The sequence below is a fragment of the Psychrobacillus vulpis genome, assembly GCF_006861825.1.
GTDB lineage: Bacteria > Bacillota > Bacilli > Bacillales_A > Planococcaceae > Psychrobacillus > Psychrobacillus vulpis.
Genome location: NZ_VDGI01000003.1, coordinates 259,959 through 278,264, shown reverse-complemented (window position 1 = coordinate 278,264; position 18,306 = coordinate 259,959). Strand labels below are relative to the sequence as shown.

The following is an 18,306-nucleotide window of genomic DNA, read 5'->3' as shown; positions in this document are numbered from 1 at the left end:
ATACTCTCCTATTCGAATTTTTCCATATAAAAAATTTTGACTTTCGTCCAAATAGATGACCAATTCTTTTGCTGCACCCGATTTTCGTAAATTGCTCGTAATTTCACTGTTGTAAGAAATGGTGGTGTAGGTTTTACTACTAGATTAAGCACATCATGAATTCCATGTGGAGCGGTAAGTATCACATTGTTTTCTTCGTCTAATTTCGCTCCTAATGCTGTTACCGTCTCTGGGAAATTAGCTATACCAACTACTGCAGAAGAATGGGGTTGTAAGTTATTCACTATATGCATTCTTGCTTGATTTTTTACTGACCACGGGATGTTAGGAATGATCTCCCTTAACTTAGCTTCCAACTTTTTTTCAAAATTTTCATCAGTATTAGTAGGATCAAAATAAATGATGTCAATATCTGATAATACTGTCCTTTCCTCAAAGCCATGCAAAGTATCCCATATCTTTGATCGAAGAAAACCTGCACAAATCCACCAATCTGGAAGATTTAATGTTTTTGCAGCCCTTAATACGCTCATCATCCAATCATCTTGTTGTATTATTCGAACTACATCTTCTTCTGTTTCAATATCCAAAATATTACCTCTTTCATAGCACTTGAATCTTTTTTATTTTCCTTGGAAATACTAATCTCCAACCAATTACATTACCTATCACGAGTAAAATCATGTACACATATATTCCATAAGTAATTTTCAATACGAAAAAATGAACTAAAGCAAATATACCAATAAAAAGTATACTTCCCAAAACCTTAAATGTACTTATATCCTGCGAGTGCTCGTGTGTATTGGAAAATGGATACGTTTCTCCATTTAATACTACGTATGCAAATAATGTCATCGCAATTGCCACAAGTAAAACAATTAGTAAATCGGGTATAATGCGCACAGAGAAAATGTAGATAAAAATTGCACTTACTAAGAAATAAACAGGTAAAAAGTAGTTTACAATACAAGCTTTCAAGGTGCTTCTATATATAGAGAACTCATTTTCAATAGGAGCAGCTCTGTATATCCAATGACCTTTAAAATTGCTTGAAAACTTCAACATATGCACTACGTTGGGGATCATTAATAAGCTAAAATAAACAAACATAAAGCCATTCCCTGTTACTGCCACTTCATAAGAATCCATCCTTATATCATTAAATAAAAATATGAATGGAAAGATTGAGGCAATACCAAGCTGAGGATAAATTTTCAATTTTAGATCGCGCTCTTGCTTCATCATCAGCGATGAAAATGAGAAAAAAGTTTGTTCTTCTGTCGTTCTACATAAAACCTTTGACCACAATTTTGCTATTTTGCGAGATTTCTTTTTCTTTCTATTCGAATCACTTAATAATTTTACTAAATTTCGTTCAAAAGCTGGCATGAGTCGAATATAAAGCATGACTGAAAAAATTGGAGTTAAAACGGCAAATATTGTCAATAGAATAATATGAAACGAAAAGTCTTTGTTTAACAACAATTCAAATGGAGCACCAAACCAAATAGGTGGTAATAGCAAATGCCACCAATCAAAAGTATACGAAATATTTAGATTCACAATTTCGAAAGAGCGAGCCACTAGTTGATAACCGACTATCACAGCTATAGATAAAAAAATTTGGACATAATTGATTATATCTTTAAGCTTCTCACCACTAAAAAAGCGTAAAATAAATAAGTATACAAATGCAGTTAACACAACAACTAAACAACCGATAAATATTATTTCTATTGCAAAAATAAGAGCAAATCCAATACCATGTTTGAAAATGCTTACTACTAATGGAATCGCGACAAATGAGCCTGTTAATAAAAACATATAAATGAGTATGTGAACTATTTTCGCAGCATTAATCGTTATTGTACTAATAGGTTTTGAGTGAAGTATATTTTTGTCTCGAACATCCAACAGTACAGCAGAAAAATCAGAAACCATCAGTGTCATTAATATAAACATTAAAATGCTCATCATGATGCTTGTGAAAAAAATAAATTGATCACCTAGAAATAAAAATGGCGTTAACGTCAAAAGCCCCAAAAATCCGTACATCCATAAAGATTTAATAAACTGATTTCCTTCTTTTTTTACTTTGGAACCATTAAATACAGTAGGCATTCGTCTACCATCCATTGTAAGCTTCAACTGTAAAATCTTACGCATTATTTCATAATCAATATGAAACTTTTGAAATATCCATTTAAAGCGATCTAATACTTGAAGTGATTTAAAATCATCCATGGTTGCTTCCCTCACTAACAATTCCCACGAATTTTTCTGCAATCTCTTTATGATTATTAATACCAGTAATTTGGTTAAAAATCTCTTCTAATGTACCTTCTTTATTCTGCGCTTGTAATTCTGCAAAGGTTCCATCAGCTACTACTCTGCCTTCTACAAGTAAAATAATTCGATTACTTATCTTCTCTACAACATCCATAATATGCGATGAATAGAAGATAGTCTTTCCACGGGCTGCAAGCTGATTGAGTATTTCTTTTATAATCATTACACTATTTGCATCCAACCCACTTAAAGGTTCATCAAAAAACAACAAATCAGGATCATGTAATAAGCTAGAGATAATTAATACCTTTTGCCTCATTCCTTTTGAAAAGGAAGACAATCGTTGATGAAACACAGATTCAAGGTTAAATTCTTTCATCAAATTAAAAGCTTTTTTTTCTGCTTCTACACTACTTAAACCAAATAACTCTCCTGTAAAGGTTAAATATTCACAGGCAGTTAAATTATCATATACTTCTGCAGTTTCAGGAACATATCCAATTTTTCGTTTATAAGCGAAGTCACCTCTTGCAATATTTTCCCCAAAGATTTCAATTGTTCCATGGTAACCTTCTATTAAACCAAGCATTATTTTAACGGTAGTACTTTTACCAGCACCATTTGGACCTATATAGCCTATAATTTGCCCTTTATAAACCTCAAGATTTACACCATTCAAAACACGTTTGTTTCCAAAACTCATTGTTAGATCAGTTAAGCACAATACTTTTTCATTGTTCATAAAAAGCTCCTATCTATTAAGTTCTTCTATTGAATTACCATTTTTCTCATATATTGTTAATTATACATGTTATTTTAAGAGAAAAAAGAAATATTCTAAATTATGAATGTTTCTTTTATTTAAAGTTCATATATGTTTAACTTTTCATAGAAAAAATGTTAGTCTTGCATAGAGCTATTTTTTTGAATTTCATCGTTAGGAGAGAACTCTTTTGTCAACTGAACAAGAACAAAACAAAAGTAAAATTATTTTACTAGTAATCGGTATAATCTTTATCTCTAGTACGCTTCGGTCCCCTCTAACATCAGTAGGACCTATTATTTCCCATATTAGAGAGGGGCTAGCTATTTCAAATGTTTTAGCAGGATTTGTAACTACCATTCCACTTATTGCATTTGCAATTATTTCACCATTTGCACCAAAAATTTCACGACGCTTAGGCATAGAGTTGACACTGTTTTTCTCTATTATTTTGTTAACAGTAGGAATAATTATCCGATCACTAGGAAATGCCCCATTATTGCTCATTGGTACAGCATTAATCGGAATCGCAATATCTTTCGGAAATGTATTATTGCCAAGTTTGATAAAATTAAAGTTTCCTCTTCAAGTTGGTTTATTAACAGCAATATTTACGGTTTCTATGAATTTGTCTGCTGGCATTGGAGCAGGAATAAGTTATCCAATTGCAGAAGGAACAAAATTTGGATGGCAAGGTGCACTTGGGTGCTGGGCAATATTAGCATTAGTCGCTATTTTTGTTTGGGTACCTCAAATTAATAATCGAAAATTAAATGCAGAAACACAAAATACTACAGTAGAAAGCAATTCGAAATCTCTATTATCATCTCCTTTAACATGGAGCATTACATTATGTATGGGGTTTCAGTCTCTGATTTTTTATACGACCGCTGCCTGGATACCTGAGATATTACAATCACAGGGAATGAGTGCTGACCAATCAGGTTGGATGCTATCACTTATGCAACTCTCTCAATTACCAATGACATTTCTTATTCCCATTATCGCAGGACGTATGAAAGATCAACGTCCCTTGATCGTATTGTATACGGTTTTGTATTTAATCGGGTTTATTGGAATTTTAGCAAGTAGCACAACTTTTGCGATAATTTGGATGGTCTTACTTGGACTAGCGGGTGGCGCTTCGTTTAGTTTAGTTATGATGTTTTTCTCACTTCGTACACGAACTCCTATGGAAGCAGCAGAACTTTCAGGAACTGCTCAGTCAATTGGATACCTTTTGGCTGCACTAGGACCTGTCTTTTTTGGTTACTTGCACGATGCTACATCTAGTTGGTTTATCCCGCTTATTTTATTTATCGTAACAGTTATACTATTATTTCTTTCAGGAATGCATGCAGGAAGAGATCGATTTGTTTCCGCCGAACACTAAATTAGAAATGCGTGTGCGCCATTAACCGCATCTTCTCTTCATCGTTTCTAGCGTGCATTGGACAGCATGTCGGCCATCTTATTACCGGATATGCTTTAAGAGGGACGGGAAGTGGCAAGCCACTTCCCGTCCCTCTTTTTCGGTAATCCTTTGGCTGTCATTTGTCCGCCGCCCGTTTGAAATATTTCTTAAAAATCGTTGAAAAAGGTGACACTCCTGCGGGAATAGCGTTAGTCGAAGACCCCCATGCTACGGGAGGGCACTGAAAAAGTCCTTCAAGAGATTTCATAGAGAGTATGGTGAATGACAAGTTGTTCACATACTCTCTTTTTATTGGGAAATCGTTGATTTCCGTTCCAGGCGGACGCTTTCCGCCGGCATGGCTTCAGCCGCTTCCCTTGCTCCTGCGCAAGCTCGTCGCAAAAATTAATTTCGCTACGCTCAGTCCAGGGTCTTCAGCTCATGCTATTCCGGCTGGAGTCGCCACCTTCCCCTCCAATCAACTAGCATCCAAAGAAGTTGTAGAAGATTTTCATGAACATTTATCCCCTTCCTATTCAACAGATAACGAAGCACGCGTTGGTCATAAAACTGCGGATTCTTCTTTCTTTGGATATAAAACACATCTTGCCATGAGCGATGAACGAATTATTACTGCAGCGGTGATTACAACCGCAGAAAAAAGTGATGGGAAATATAACAAGAATTAATCAAGAAAACAAAACAGGCGGGCATGAAAATCAAAACAATCATTGGGGATACAGTTTATTCAGAAAAAGAGACAATTTATCTTTCATAAAAAAAGAGAGGATGGAACTGATCTCCAAACTTCATCCGATTATTACACAAGGAAACCGAAAGCATGATAACGTATTTGAGTTTAATAAAGATGCAGGCATGTTTGTTTGTCCAGCAGGACACTTGGCCTTGAAAAGAATAAAACAGACCCGTAAGGGAGGCTGAGGCTACGCCCGCGGAAAGGGAGCCGTTTCAACGATTTTCTTATTAATTGGACTATTGGTCAACCCTGGAATGACACTCTTTCAGCGCCCTTACAAGTCATTACTAATCCTAGTAAAAGTACTATAAAGACTGGGTTCATAGTCCATCAATTTTATATACTTTCTTATCTTTATAAAAAGAGGAATCAGCAAAATTTCTTTGCTAATTCCTCTTTTATTTAATAAGGCGATTTTTGATAGAAATAATTGGGTGTTTTCTTCTCATTATCATATGGCTTATGAAAAATATGAGTAGTAGCAGGAGATATCGGTGGGATGAGCCATGCCCAATTACCAGTAACATCACGTCCTGCATCTTTCTCATTTGTCTCGAACCGTTTGAATTGTTGCGCCGCCGTATGATGATCGACAATACTAACACTATCTTCCTTATATGAATGTAATACAGCTACATTCAGTTCAACTAAAGCACGATCCTTCCATAGTAAAGCATTTGATTTTGTATTCAATCCCATACGTTCTGCTATGGATGGCAACATATTATACCGATCACTATCCGCTAAATTACGTGCTCCTATTTCTGTTCCCATGTACCAGCCGTTAAATGGAGCAGCTGCATAAGTGATACCCCCAACCTCTAATTTCATGCTTGAAATCATCGGAACTGCGTACCATTTCAATTGAAAATCATCAAACCAATTATATTCTGGATGACGAATCGGCACCTCTAATACATGCTCTTTTGGGATATCAAACATTTTCGGTTTTTTGCCACTCATTTGAATAACAAGCGGCAGCACATCAAAAGGTCCCCTTTTACTTTCCCATCCTAAATTCTCACATATTTCCGTAAAAGTCACAGAATCCGGATCTCCAACTATTCCATTCTCTGTTTCATATCCTGCATAACGAACCAATTGATGATTCCAAATTCGAACGGAATGTGGTGAAAAAACTGTGATTGTTGGACGAATTCTTCCTTTGTTCGTTGCAAACTGTATATGTTCTAGAAGTGCTTCAAAAATTTCTTCCTCTGTGCGCAAATGTCTCTTATCTATAACATGCAAGCTTTGCCAAAACAAGCGACCAATACATTTATTACTATTTCGCCATGCCACTTTAGCACCATACTCTAGTTCATCTGTCGTTTGCTCGTAAAACCCTTGTTTATTAATTTGTTGTTCGATTTCGACTAACCTATCTAGCATTTCATTATTAGGTCGCCCAGTTTCTTCATAAAAAATATTCAAAAATTCTTTTGCTTCGTTTAACATATCCGCTAACCCCCTTGCTGTCTCCTACAATGATAGAAGAAATCATTTCAACTATACAAGTCCCACTATGTAAGAAGTTGTGAGGATATTATGACAAGAATTCTTTTATTGAAAAAAAGGGCTTTCCAATAAGTAAGAAAATCGTTGAAACGGCTCCCTTTCTCCCGCAGGGATATCGCCTTTTTGAACGATTTTCTAAAAATGAAAAAGTAGAGTAGAGTGTGGGAACTATTGAAGTTCCCCCTCTACTTTTTAGCTTTTTAGACAACTCTTCAAAGAATTACATTTTCATCAATAAGCTTTTGCTTTTAAATGCTATTAAACTCACTGCTGCAAGCAACAAACCTGAAATTACAAATACTGCTCTGACTCCCACTAAATCTGCTAGTATCCCGATACATAAAGAAGAAACACCAAAGACACCCATTGTAACAGTTCCCATGGAGGTATATACCGTTACTAGTTTATCAGTTGGGACACTTCTTTGAATAACAGTTTGCTGAGGAATATTTTTGAGCTGCCCAAAAATTCCAATTCCTGCTGACAATATTAGTGCGATAAGGGGATGACTTGTAGTACCAAAAAGTATAGTCAATAAGCTGCAGAGCAAAGCTCCAAGAAAAATAAACTGGTACATATAATTCTCTACTACTTGCGGAAATTTTACACAAAATAGACTTCCAACTAATAAGCCGACAAAAAACGCACCATTTATTAATCCCCACCATTGCTCTCCAACATGTAAAGCCTGCTCGACAAATACATATACAATTGCTGCAATCCACACAGTTCCTGCAATTGTTTCTAAAAAATCCATTTGAATAATTTTCTTCAATACTGGTGTAGCTCCAATACTCTTCCATCCTTGAGTAAGCTGTATCCATAGTTTTTGGTCTTGTTCTTCTACATGATTCACATGCTGAATGAAACTTAAAAGTATGCATGAAAGAACAAAAAAGACAATCACGAGCCATACTAATTGAATAGGAGACATAAGTAGTAATAAAAGACCACCAACTAGCCAAGCACCAATTTGAATCAGTTGTGTAATTGTTTCGGCAATACTATTTGCTTTCACTAATTGATCCTGCTGCACATAGTAAGGAACTAAAGCACGCAAAATTGGATTTGAACATCCATCGAGAAATGCAATAACTGCAATTACCAAAAAGATGATATAATAATTCGCTTCATGTAAAAAGAATAAAACAAAAAAACTAAGACCAAACAATAAAATCGTTTTGGCAATTTGGGAACCTAATAAAAGAGTTTTTAATCGCCATTTCCCTATAGCTAAAGGTGTCAGAATACTTGAAACAAACATAGCTGTGGTAATTGTAAATGGTACAAATGCTGATATAGTAGCAGAGTTAGTTAATTGATATAACATACTGATGATGCTAACTATATAAAAAACATCTCCTATATTAGCAACAGATTGGCCAAGCATTAAAAAAAGAAAATTTTTATTTAATTTCATTTTTATCCCCCGTTTAATTGATCATTTAAGTTTATTGATCTGAGGGATTAAATTGGACAGTTCATTCAAAAAAGCTCCTTTATAAATAAACAAGCAGAAGAAACTTTGGGGGATCTAAAGTTTCTTCTAATCTTTGTCTTCCATTTTGTTTTACAATCAATTCATTAATCAACCATGCGTTTTCTATATACAACAATCGTTAATAGTATAACTGCAATTACCCAAATACTAATAATACCTAAGTTTGAAAGGACTTCAGAGAACTCAGCACCAACCTCAATTTTTTCTGCTAGTTCAATTAATTGGACATTCGGCAAATATTCAGCAATTTTTAAGATTGGGTATTTATCGACCAATAACAGAACAAAAGATCCGATTGAAAAGATCCCAATAACAGGAAGAACGATAACAGATGAGTCCATTACTGATTTTGCAACAAGCCCTAGTAATGTTCCTAAACCAATATAAAAGATAGAAGATAGAATAATTGCCATGGAAATCATCCAAATATTAGGTGGGTTATATCCTGATAAGTATGCACTAAAAAATATTACGATTATTGTTAAGACAAATGATAATAGGCTTTTACCAGCAAGAATTTCTAACGTATTTGCAGGAGATAACATCAATCCACGTAGCGTATTTTTCTCTTTTTCTTCTGCTATTAAACAGCATTGTACGTAAGTTGCAATAAGTGTAAAAGCAATATTAATCGTCATAAAATGCCCAGTTATTGTATTTTCCCCTGCACGACCATTAAATAGTGCAAGAATAAGTGGTAAAAAAACTACAACCGATACAGCTAAATTTCTTGAGAAATCTTTTAAATCCTTTTGAAAAATTGCGTTTACGCGTTTCCATGAAAATGTCATACTAATTCTCCTCCTGTTACCCTAACAAAAATATCTCCTAATGTTGGCTCATTGGAATGTACGGTTACTAAACGATTTTCCATCATCAATTGATACATTGCTTCAGCACCTGCTGCATCTTTTCGTATCGTAACTTGCTCGTCATTCGTCAACTCCATCGTTATTGTGGAATCCGCATATTGCTTTTTTAAATTCCTTGGTTCATCCATTAGCTGGATTTTCCCTTTATTTAAAAATGCAACTCTGTCACACAATGTATCCGCTTCATGCATGTCATGTGTCGTTAAAAAGATTGTCGTCCCTTTTTTATTTAATGCACGTAATCCTTCATATATGTGAAGTGTATTCACAGGATCTAAAGCTGAAGTGGGTTCATCTAAAAACAATAGCTCCGGTTCATGTAGAATTGCTCTTGCTAATAATACCCGTTGCATCATTCCTTTAGATAATTCGGAAACTTTCTTTTTACTAGCTTCCTTTAAATTCACAAAACCAAGTGCTTCATCAATTTTCGAGATAGGCAAATCATATAGCTGACAATATAACTTTAAGTTATCAAAAATAGATAGCCTTACATAAAGTCCACTATTATCTGTTAAAACACCGAAGCGTTTTCGTGCATTCGAATTTTTTAATTTTGAAACCTTTTCTCCAAAAACAAATGCTTCTCCAACTGTTGGATCTAGTTGACCAGTTAAAATTTTTATCGTCGTTGTTTTTCCAGATCCACTTGGACCAAGAAATCCAAAAATCTCTCCTTTTTTCACATGAAAATCGATGCTTTCCACTGCTCTAAAATTTGAGAAATATTTTGCTAAACCTTTTACTTCAATTGCATTTTCCATAACCATCCTCCTAATTGTTTGGTTGAACATTTCGTTTCTACACCATTAGATTAAGAGATTTTTAGAGGGATAACATCATATTTCAGGTGAAAGGAGTTATTTTAGGGGTGAATGGAGCTTATTTAAGCCCCAAAATTCCTTTTAAATCCGCCATTTTTGTTTTGGACAACGGTACAGACGTTTTTTCATCCTCTAAAACAAGACTAAAACTATTTCTCGTCCATGTAATTACTTCTCGGACCTTTTGTAAATTCACGATATACGATCGATGGCATCGAAAAAATCCAAATGGTAATAGCCGTTCTTCTAATTCATTTAATGTAAAACTACAAGGGAAATTTTCTCCTTTAATATGTATAAACGATTGTCCGTCTGTACTTTCTATAAAATCGATTTCAGGTGGATTAAATAAAACGATTTTTTCATTTACTTTTGTAGGTATTTTCTCGAATCGAATTGGTTGAATTCCTTTATCTTCCTTTTCTATCTCTACATCAGAAACGTTTTGTTGCACTTCCTCTGTTTGTACTATGTGAAGTCCTTTTTCGTCTAACCGATATGTTTTATCAGCAACAGTTACTGCACTTTCGAGATGACTCGTTAATATGAGTACCGTTTTTTTTGTTAATCGAAGTTGGTTTAGCACTGATATGAATATCCTTTTTGACTCAACATCTAGATTTTGATCGGGTTCTTCCATTATGTAAACTTCTGAATTTTGTAAGAGAATACATGCTAGCTGAGCTCGTTTTTTTTCAGAGTATGTAAGGTCTTTTATTTTTTTATTTTTTTTCAAATCCAATTGTACAATTCGAATAATATTTTCTGTTGATTCATCTGACTGATATAGCTGTTGGTAAAATTTCAATAACTCATTCACCGAAAGGCGTTCATATAGACCATCGTTAAGAAAAAAGAATGCTAATCTCTTTTCGGAAAGATTTTGTATATTACCATTTGATAACAACTTTGTACCTAGCAATATATCAATAAGCTGCTCCCGAACGTTCACACTTGTACAAATTGCTGCGACTTCATTCGGTAAAACATCTAAACTGAACGAAGGAAAAATAATCGTATCATTTATATGTTTTTCAGCATCAATAAATTTTAGTGCCATTTAATATCCTCATTTCTATTATTCTTAACATTCGTATTATAATAGTAATATCTTACCACAAAAAGGAAGGGGAAATGTAAGAAAAACCGGGCAAAAGACGCCCTTCCCTTATAAGAAGAGTAACCGTAGAAATACCGTTGATTTCCGTTACGTAGGACGCTTTTCGCAGGCATGGCTTCAGTCTCCTCGTCACTGCGTTGAGGGCGCTGAAAAAATCCCAATAATTCTACGGTGCCAGATGAGATTGTCCAATAGTCCATTAATAAGAAAATCGTTGAAACGGCTCCCTTTCCGCGGGCGTTGCCTCAGTCTCCTCGCTTCGCTGCGGGGTCTTCGACTAACGCTATTCCCGCTGGAGTGTCCCCTTTTTCAACGATTTTCTAGAAATGTAAAATAGACAGTTTTTCAGTGCCCTCACTACGTTCCTACAGGGCCTTATGCTAATGCTATTCCAGCAGAAGTCGCCACCTGCGCTCTAATCAACTAATATGGAACTATTCATAATTGCAGCTGTTTATAAGTAAAATGACGAACATTTGAATCGTAAGCGAAACAAAGATAGCATGACTACTTCTTTTACTCTATTTCTAAAAAGAGAAAAACTTGCTCAAAAGATTCGACTCATCTATGTATGTCTACAATTATCACGATAAATGCAGAAGGAAGTACTCCGTAAAATCAATAAATAGACGGAGCATGATTACATTCTTCTAAACTAGATGGATTTCTTTACAAGCGGCGACTCCTGAGGGTTAAGCATTAGTCGAAGACACGCCAGCTGTGCCGAGGAGGCCACTAAAAAACTCGAATTAGTATTTTTGTAGGAACTATTTGCTGAATTTATTTAAGAGAATTTAGCGCAACGCATGAGACTCCTGCGGGAAAGCGAGACAGACGAGACCCCGCACGAAGCAGCAGAGAGGAAGGAAGGCTAAGGGCGCCTCTTCCTGAGGCAACGCCTTCATGACCAACATCGTGTTGGCCCGCGGAGGCTCTTCGCTGACCTGCGGAAAGCGAATGCCAAAGCGATAAATTCTCTTAACGACTATTTGATAGAACATTTATTTGAATAACACTTTTTCAGTGGCCTCGAACTGAAGCAACTGCCGCGGAAAGCCTCCACTTGTAACGGAATCCTTTGACAAAAGACCATGATACCTGTGTTCATGACATACCAAGTTTCTATACTTTCTTATCTTTTAATAAAACACGAACCCAAAAGTGAACTGCACCTCCAAATGCTAGATGTTGTCTAACAATGGGGGTGCAGTTCAAAGGCACGTGTTTTTATTTTTATATTAAGCTATTACAGCTTTTTTATTTTGATCAGTTTTTTCACGCGTCATATATTGGATCGTGAAAAGAACAGCAAATAGAATTAAGCCGGCAATATCAGAAAAACTTTCAGGATAGATCAATAATAGACCAGCTCCAACTGCGAGAATTCTTTCAATCCAGGTAACTTTACGATACCAATAACCAATCATCCCTGCCCCAATAGCTATCATTCCAGTTAGTGCAGTAAAGACAACCCATATTATCTCCCATAAATTTGTATCAACCATTAACAAGGTTGGAGAGAATACGACCATATAAGGAATAATAAAAGCTGCTATAGCTAATTTCGATGCTTGCACTCCCGTTTTTATTGGATCCCCACCAGATATACCTGATGCTGCAAATGCGGCAAGGGCAACAGGAGGGGTTATATCGGCTATTATTCCGAAATAGAACACGAAGAAATGCGCTGATAATAACACAACGATTGGGACAGCACTTTGAGGTGTGTCAGGTGCTAATAATGCAATAATAGCTGGTGCTGCAATTGTTGAAGTAATAACATAGTTTGCCGTTGTAGGAGCACCCATACCTAAAATAAGCGATGCAATCATAACAAAGAACAATGTTAATAAAATACTTCCTCCAGCAAGTTTCACTAAGCTCGTCGCTAAACTTAATCCTAATCCAGTTTTAACAACAACTCCTACTATAATGCCAGCACATGCCGTAGCAGCTACTACACCTAGAGCTGTACGAGCACCATCCACTAATGCATCTAAAATATCAAGTGGACCTATTCGTGTATCTTTGTTAAACATACTAACTACGATACACGCAACTATTCCGTACAGTGCAGAGTGAATGACAGGAACTCCTACCATCATTAACACGATAATTAAGAAAATCGGTAAAATTAAATAAAGCTTTTTAAATATTTCTTTGCGATCTGGCATTTGATCATCAGTTAACCCACGAAGTCCTAATCGTTTTGCTTCGAAATGGGTCATAATCCAAATACCTGTAAAGTAAAGTAAAGCAGGAATTGCAGCAGCTTTTGCAATATCCCAATACGTCACTCCACGGCCGATAAATTCAACCATTAAGAACGCTGCTGCCCCCATTATTGGAGGCATTAGCTGACCACCAGTTGAAGAAGATGCCTCAACCGCACCAGCAAACTCCTTCTTGTAGCCGAGTGACTTCATCATCGGAATAGTATATGCACCAGACGTAACAACGTTTGCTACAGAACTACCTGAAATAGTCCCTTGAAGTGCAGATGAGAAGATAGCAACTTTTGCCGGACCACCGGTTAACTTTCCAGCAACCGCAACAGATAAATCGTTAAAATATTGCCCAACTCCAGTTTTCACCAAGAAAGCTCCGAATAATAAGAATGCAAAAATATACGTGGAAGAAACGGCAAGCGGTGTTCCTAAAATTCCGTCTGTCGTAAAGAACATTAAATTGACGATATTATCAATACTTTGTCCTCGGTGAGCCATAAAGTCCGGGAAATAAGGACCTAAATACGCATACACTAAGAACAAGGAAGCAATGATTGTAATAGGCAATCCTACTGCACGTCTTGCTGCTTCTAAAACAAGTAGTATTGCAAGCAAACCTACGAAAAAGTCCATTCCCTCTAGCTGTCCCAAGCTCTGTACTAAACGATGATAATTTATCGTCCAATAGCTTCCAACTAGAATTGCCCCTATTGCTAAAATAAAATCATAAAACGGAATTTTAGTCTTCGAAAGTTTACGTTTTGCTGGAAACAATAAGAAAATAAAAACTAAACCGAATCCTAAGTGTACCGTTCGTTGTATTTGAGCTGGAAATTGTCCAAAAATAGCTGTGTACAGTTGAAATAAAGAAAATGCCATTAAACCAAAGAAAATAACATGTTTCAATACCCCGCCTAAAGTACGCGTATTCGATTCAAGATCGTATTTTTCTAGAATAGCCTGTTGATCCTCAACAGACAATTCTTCAAACTGATTTGTTTGTAATTTCGTGTTGTTCTTATCGTCCATTTAATTTGACTCCTTTCAGTATTTCATATAAAGATATATTCTTTACTTCGAATAAATACGACTTTCCTTTCACAAGCTCTTCTTTTAAATCAAAATATTTTGTACCATATTTGAAATTCAACTTATAGTCAACATCACCAATATGTATAGTAAAATCCTTTAATATCGCTTCATCGTATTGCAATGTGTAAATTCCATCCTTGTACAATAACGTTTGACCTTCCTCAGCATAACCCGGCATACCGATTGCAACATCGCTGTATTGCATAGACATTAAACGAATTTCATTCGTATCTAGTACTCTATAACTTTCAATAACATCGGTTAGATGAATAGAATGCGTAAAAATTATTTGAAAGTCATTTCCGCCATTTATCGATATATAGTGGAGGTCTGGATATTCATTTCGTGTTTCTGTAAAAGTAAACACCTGCCAAAATGGAATAAAAAATATACTACAAATAATGAAAATGATTAGTATCACAAGTATTTTTTTCACTTGTTGACTAAACCCCACTTAATAAAAAAGAGGCTCGAAGCTATTCGCAACTGAGCCCCCTTTTTTACTCTTTGATTATTTTTTTACTTCGTCAAAATATTTTTGTGCGCCTGGATGAACTTCAATACCAATACCATCTAATCCAGTTTCAGCTTTAATGAATTCACCTTTTGCGTGGCTAATTTTATCTGTGTTGTCATAAATCGCTTTTGTAATTTCATATACTAGGTCTTCTGGAAGATCCTTTTTAACTGCTAGCATCGCTAAAACAGATACAGCTGGCACTTCTGAATCTAAACCGTAAGTTCCTTTAGGAATTGCATCTTTCGCATAATATGGATATTTTTCTATTAATGCTTCTGCTTTGTCATTACTTACTGGAATTATTGAAACTTTGTTCGTTGCATTTAACGCTTCAACTGCACTTGTAGGATAACCAGCTGTGATAAATGCTGCGTCGATTTGTCCTGATTGGATACCTTCTGTTGACTCACCGAAATCTAAATTTTGTGCTTGGATATCTTTCATTGATAAACCATGAATTTCAAGTAATTGTTCAGCGTTTGCGTAAGTACCAGAACCTGGAGCACCTACAGAGACTTTTTTACCTTTTAGGTCATCGTATGAAGTAATTCCTGAATTTTCTAAAGTTACCAATTGAATTGTTTCTGGGTAAAGAGCACCTAGTGCAGATACTGAGTCCGTCTTTTTACCTTCGAACATTAGTATCCCTTCAGTACCATAGTACGCTATGTCAGTTTGAACGAAAGCAATTTCACCTTCGCCATTTTGCAAAGCTGTCATATTTGCAGCTGATGCTTGAGAAACTTCGGCAGTAGTTTTAACCCCAGTATCCGTTGTAATTAATTCTGCAAATGTTCCGCCAAGTGGATAATATGTACCTTGAGTTCCACCAGTTAATAGACTTAAAAATTTGTAATCTACTTTTGTTTTACCAGAATCCTTATCAGCATCGCTATCTGTTGTACTTCCTGATCCACTTTCAGTAGTTCCACATGCTGATAATACTAATAGAGCAAATAAGCTCAAAATTGTTAGCAATTTAAATTGTTTTCTCTTCATTCCAATTCCTCCCTTTTTATGTAGATTCCCCATGCACATAATAATATTAACATAAAACCGCTTTCAATTGTCAACCTATTATGTGAATTCGGTGTTTTCATAATGTTTAAATCATAAAAAAAAACATACACTATATCTTTTCAGATGTAATGTATGTTCTAATTGAGAATCTATTTTTGAATTAAGAGCAGCTACCTGGATTTGTATTTTGAACTTTTGAACCTGTTTCTCCTCGTAGCAAATCGCCTTCTGTTGCTTCAATAATTTGATTAGTTACACTGTTGGAAATAGAGTTTGCAACCAACTGTAAGAGACTGTTCACATCTCCTTGTGATTGTTTAAACTCTTGAACGATTGGTAGTTCATCAATTTCAGCTTCAATAGCTTCAATTTTACCTTCGATCATTTTTAACGCTTTTTCTTTTCCTAAATGTTGAAAGTTCACTGCTTGTTTTTGTAAGCTTTTCAGGCTAGCAATTTTTTCACGAACTGTTTGATTTTCATTAATTTGTGCTTCAGCACGCTTGAAGAAATCTACTTCTTCTGTATTTGCAATCATTGTTGCAATTTCTTTTGCTTTCTCGATAATATCGTCTCTTGTATATTTTGTAGTCATTATATTCCCACCTTTTGTCCATTTGGTACTTCTACTAGTTCTCCAGTAAGTGACCATGTTTTTGCATCAGTAATTCTCACTTGTACAAGCTGACCAATGATTTCTTTTGGTCCAACAAAGTTAACTAGCTTGCTTTTTGGCGTATATCCTGCAAGTACATCGGGATTATTTTTACTTTCTCCTTCTACTAGTACTTCGACAATTTGACCTTCATACTTTTTCATTGCTTCCGCAGACATTTCATTTACAAGTGCATTTAAGCGTTGAAGACGCTCTTTTTTCACTTCCATTGGTACATTATCCACCATTTTTGCAGCCGGTGTACCTTCACGTGGAGAGTAAATATACGTATATGCAATTTCGAAACCAACTTCTTTATATAACGACATTGTTTCCTCAAATTGCTCATCTGTTTCATTTGGGAATCCAACAATTATGTCTGTTGTTAACGATGCGGTTGGAATCGCTTCTTTTATTTTACGAACTAGTTCTAAATAATGTTCTCTTGTGTATTTGCGAGCCATTATTTTTAGAATATCGGAAGATCCTGATTGAACAGGTAAATGAATATGGTCGACTAAGTTTCCACCTTTTGCAAGTACTTCAATGAGATGATCATCGAAGTCTCTTGGATGACTTGTCATGAAACGAATACGTGCTACATCTATTTTACGAAGGTCATCCATTAAATCTCCAAAACGATAATCTAAGTCTTCAAAGTCTTTTCCGTACGCATTAACATTTTGACCAAGTAATGTTACTTCTTTATAGCCTTGAGCTGCAAGATGTCTAATTTCTTGAATAATATCCTCTGGTCGTCTACTGCGCTCTTTTCCTCGTGTGTAAGGAACAATGCAGTATGTACAGAACTTATCGCAGCCATACATAATATTAACCCAAGCTTTAATAGAGCCTTTTCTAACTCGCGGCAAGTTTTCAATAACGTCGCCTTCTTTAGACCAAACTTCAACAACCATTTCTTTCGAAAGGTACGCCTCATTTAATATGTTCGGAAGTCTATGAATATTATGTGTTCCGAAAATCATATCGACTTGGTTATACGTTTTAAGAATTTTATTTACTACAGATTCTTCCTGAGACATGCAACCACAGACACCGATTAAAACATCTGGATTATTTTGTTTTAAATGCTTTAAATGTCCAAGTTCACCAAACACTTTGTTTTCCGCATTTTCACGAATGGCACATGTGTTTAAAAGAATGACATTTGCATCGTCCACTGTATCAGTTGGCTCGTATCCAAGCTGCATGAAGATACCTGCCATAACTTCTGTGTCATGCTCATTCATTTGACAGCCATACGTACGTATATAAAATTTGCGGTTTTGACCCATACCTCTAAATTCTTCCGCAATGGCAAAATCGTTATGATAAGTTACTTCTTCTTTTCCTCGTTTTTTCGCTTCTTTTAAGGAAGGCGGAGTGTATACGGCTTGAAAATATTTACTATAATCCTTCTCGGATTTTTTGTCCGGAGAATTAGATTCTTTTATTTGAGCACTTTGTAAACGGGATTCTTCGTTCATAAGAACTCTCCTTTCTTTCATTCGATGGTAATACGAATATCCATCCTATTATTATACTGAATAGCATACTAGTGCTACAAGGATTAAACATGAAAAGTACTTAATTAGACATAAAAAAAGACTACCGATTGCATCGGCAGTCTCGGGTTGTAGACAAAATCATGTTTCGAAGACCACTTCAGACTGACTTGAAAACGCTTGTCAGTCGAGGCACGACGCATGAGGCGGAAGCGAATAGAACTA

General features: G+C 35.6%; 14 protein-coding genes and 1 pseudogene. 2 read left to right on the top strand and 13 right to left on the bottom strand.

Annotation, left to right across the window (positions count from 1 at the left end; all coding sequences use genetic code 11):
* Positions 1 to 8: 8 nt before the first annotated feature.
* From FG384_RS05305 to FG384_RS05295, 3 genes are read right to left on the bottom strand one after another with little or no spacing between them, the layout of a single operon-like run.
* Complete coding sequence (locus tag FG384_RS05305; RefSeq protein WP_142641543.1) at positions 9 to 590, bottom strand: nucleotidyltransferase family protein; 582 nt, start codon at positions 588 to 590, stop codon at positions 9 to 11.
* 13 nt (positions 591 to 603) lie between these two features.
* Positions 604 to 2,247 (bottom strand): hypothetical protein, encoded by a 1,644-nt coding sequence (locus FG384_RS05300; RefSeq protein WP_142641542.1) that lies wholly within the window; start codon positions 2,245 to 2,247, stop codon positions 604 to 606.
* Positions 2,240 to 3,034 carry an ABC transporter ATP-binding protein gene (locus FG384_RS05295; RefSeq protein ID WP_142641541.1) on the bottom strand — a complete coding sequence of 265 codons (795 nt, stop codon included), beginning with the start codon at positions 3,032 to 3,034 and terminating at the stop codon, positions 2,240 to 2,242. Before FG384_RS05295 ends, FG384_RS05300 begins: the two co-directional genes overlap by 8 nt.
* 211 nt (positions 3,035 to 3,245) lie before the next feature.
* Between FG384_RS05295 and FG384_RS05290 the strand changes: the two genes are divergently transcribed.
* Positions 3,246 to 4,448 (top strand): CynX/NimT family MFS transporter, encoded by a 1,203-nt coding sequence (locus tag FG384_RS05290; RefSeq protein WP_142641540.1) that lies wholly within the window; start codon positions 3,246 to 3,248, stop codon positions 4,446 to 4,448.
* 512 nt (positions 4,449 to 4,960) lie between these two features.
* A pseudogene (locus FG384_RS05280) lies at positions 4,961 to 5,405 on the top strand (transposase); the annotation flags it as partial.
* 223 nt (positions 5,406 to 5,628) lie between these two features.
* Here the strand turns inward: FG384_RS05280 and FG384_RS05275 are convergent.
* The 10 genes from FG384_RS05275 to miaB form a co-directional block, all read right to left on the bottom strand.
* Positions 5,629 to 6,684 carry a nitric oxide synthase oxygenase gene (locus tag FG384_RS05275; protein ID WP_142641537.1) on the bottom strand — a complete coding sequence of 352 codons (1,056 nt, stop codon included), beginning with the start codon at positions 6,682 to 6,684 and terminating at the stop codon, positions 5,629 to 5,631.
* Positions 6,685 to 6,964: 280 nt separating this feature from the next.
* Positions 6,965 to 8,164, bottom strand: coding sequence for an MFS transporter (locus FG384_RS05270; protein ID WP_142641536.1), 1,200 nt, complete (start codon positions 8,162 to 8,164; stop codon positions 6,965 to 6,967).
* Positions 8,165 to 8,328: 164 nt separating this feature from the next.
* The gene (locus FG384_RS05265; RefSeq protein WP_142641535.1) at positions 8,329 to 9,036 is read right to left on the bottom strand and encodes an ABC transporter permease; all 708 of its coding nucleotides are present in this window, start codon (positions 9,034 to 9,036) and stop codon (positions 8,329 to 8,331) included.
* Positions 9,033 to 9,881 carry an ABC transporter ATP-binding protein gene (locus FG384_RS05260; RefSeq protein WP_142641534.1) on the bottom strand — a complete coding sequence of 283 codons (849 nt, stop codon included), beginning with the start codon at positions 9,879 to 9,881 and terminating at the stop codon, positions 9,033 to 9,035. The genes FG384_RS05265 and FG384_RS05260 overlap by 4 nt, the downstream gene beginning before the upstream one ends.
* Before the next feature lie 118 nt (positions 9,882 to 9,999).
* Positions 10,000 to 11,001, bottom strand: coding sequence for a LytTR family transcriptional regulator DNA-binding domain-containing protein (locus FG384_RS05255; RefSeq protein ID WP_142641533.1), 1,002 nt, complete (start codon positions 10,999 to 11,001; stop codon positions 10,000 to 10,002).
* Between the two features lie 1,298 nt (positions 11,002 to 12,299).
* Positions 12,300 to 14,318 (bottom strand): TRAP transporter permease, encoded by a 2,019-nt coding sequence (locus tag FG384_RS05250; protein WP_142641532.1) that lies wholly within the window; start codon positions 14,316 to 14,318, stop codon positions 12,300 to 12,302.
* Positions 14,308 to 14,817 (bottom strand): DUF1850 domain-containing protein, encoded by a 510-nt coding sequence (locus tag FG384_RS05245; RefSeq protein WP_142641531.1) that lies wholly within the window; start codon positions 14,815 to 14,817, stop codon positions 14,308 to 14,310. The genes FG384_RS05250 and FG384_RS05245 overlap by 11 nt, the downstream gene beginning before the upstream one ends.
* 75 nt (positions 14,818 to 14,892) lie before the next feature.
* Positions 14,893 to 15,900: a TAXI family TRAP transporter solute-binding subunit gene (locus tag FG384_RS05240; RefSeq protein WP_142641530.1), complete on the bottom strand. Its 1,008-nt coding sequence runs from the start codon at positions 15,898 to 15,900 to the stop codon at positions 14,893 to 14,895.
* A 181-nt stretch (positions 15,901 to 16,081) separates the two neighbouring features.
* A complete protein-coding gene (locus FG384_RS05235; RefSeq protein WP_142641529.1) occupies positions 16,082 to 16,516 on the bottom strand; it encodes a YlbF/YmcA family competence regulator in 435 nt (144 codons plus the stop codon).
* Complete coding sequence (miaB, locus tag FG384_RS05230) at positions 16,516 to 18,063, bottom strand: tRNA (N6-isopentenyl adenosine(37)-C2)-methylthiotransferase MiaB (RefSeq protein ID WP_142641528.1); 1,548 nt, start codon at positions 18,061 to 18,063, stop codon at positions 16,516 to 16,518. Before miaB ends, FG384_RS05235 begins: the two co-directional genes overlap by 1 nt.
* Positions 18,064 to 18,306 lie beyond the last annotated feature (243 nt).

Coding starts and splice junctions, on each gene's coding strand:
- miaB (WP_142641528.1), bottom strand. CDS start 18,063: ATGAACGAAGAATCCCGTTTACAAAGTGCTCAAATAAAAGAATCTAAT.
- FG384_RS05300 (WP_142641542.1), bottom strand. CDS start 2,247: ATGGATGATTTTAAATCACTTCAAGTATTAGATCGCTTTAAATGGATA.
- FG384_RS05265 (WP_142641535.1), bottom strand. CDS start 9,036: ATGACATTTTCATGGAAACGCGTAAACGCAATTTTTCAAAAGGATTTA.
- FG384_RS05295 (WP_142641541.1), bottom strand. CDS start 3,034: ATGAACAATGAAAAAGTATTGTGCTTAACTGATCTAACAATGAGTTTT.
- FG384_RS05250 (WP_142641532.1), bottom strand. CDS start 14,318: ATGGACGATAAGAACAACACGAAATTACAAACAAATCAGTTTGAAGAA.
- FG384_RS05275 (WP_142641537.1), bottom strand. CDS start 6,684: ATGTTAAACGAAGCAAAAGAATTTTTGAATATTTTTTATGAAGAAACT.
- FG384_RS05270 (WP_142641536.1), bottom strand. CDS start 8,164: ATGAAATTAAATAAAAATTTTCTTTTTTTAATGCTTGGCCAATCTGTT.
- FG384_RS05240 (WP_142641530.1), bottom strand. CDS start 15,900: ATGAAGAGAAAACAATTTAAATTGCTAACAATTTTGAGCTTATTTGCT.
- FG384_RS05235 (WP_142641529.1), bottom strand. CDS start 16,516: ATGACTACAAAATATACAAGAGACGATATTATCGAGAAAGCAAAAGAA.
- FG384_RS05255 (WP_142641533.1), bottom strand. CDS start 11,001: ATGGCACTAAAATTTATTGATGCTGAAAAACATATAAATGATACGATT.
- FG384_RS05260 (WP_142641534.1), bottom strand. CDS start 9,881: ATGGAAAATGCAATTGAAGTAAAAGGTTTAGCAAAATATTTCTCAAAT.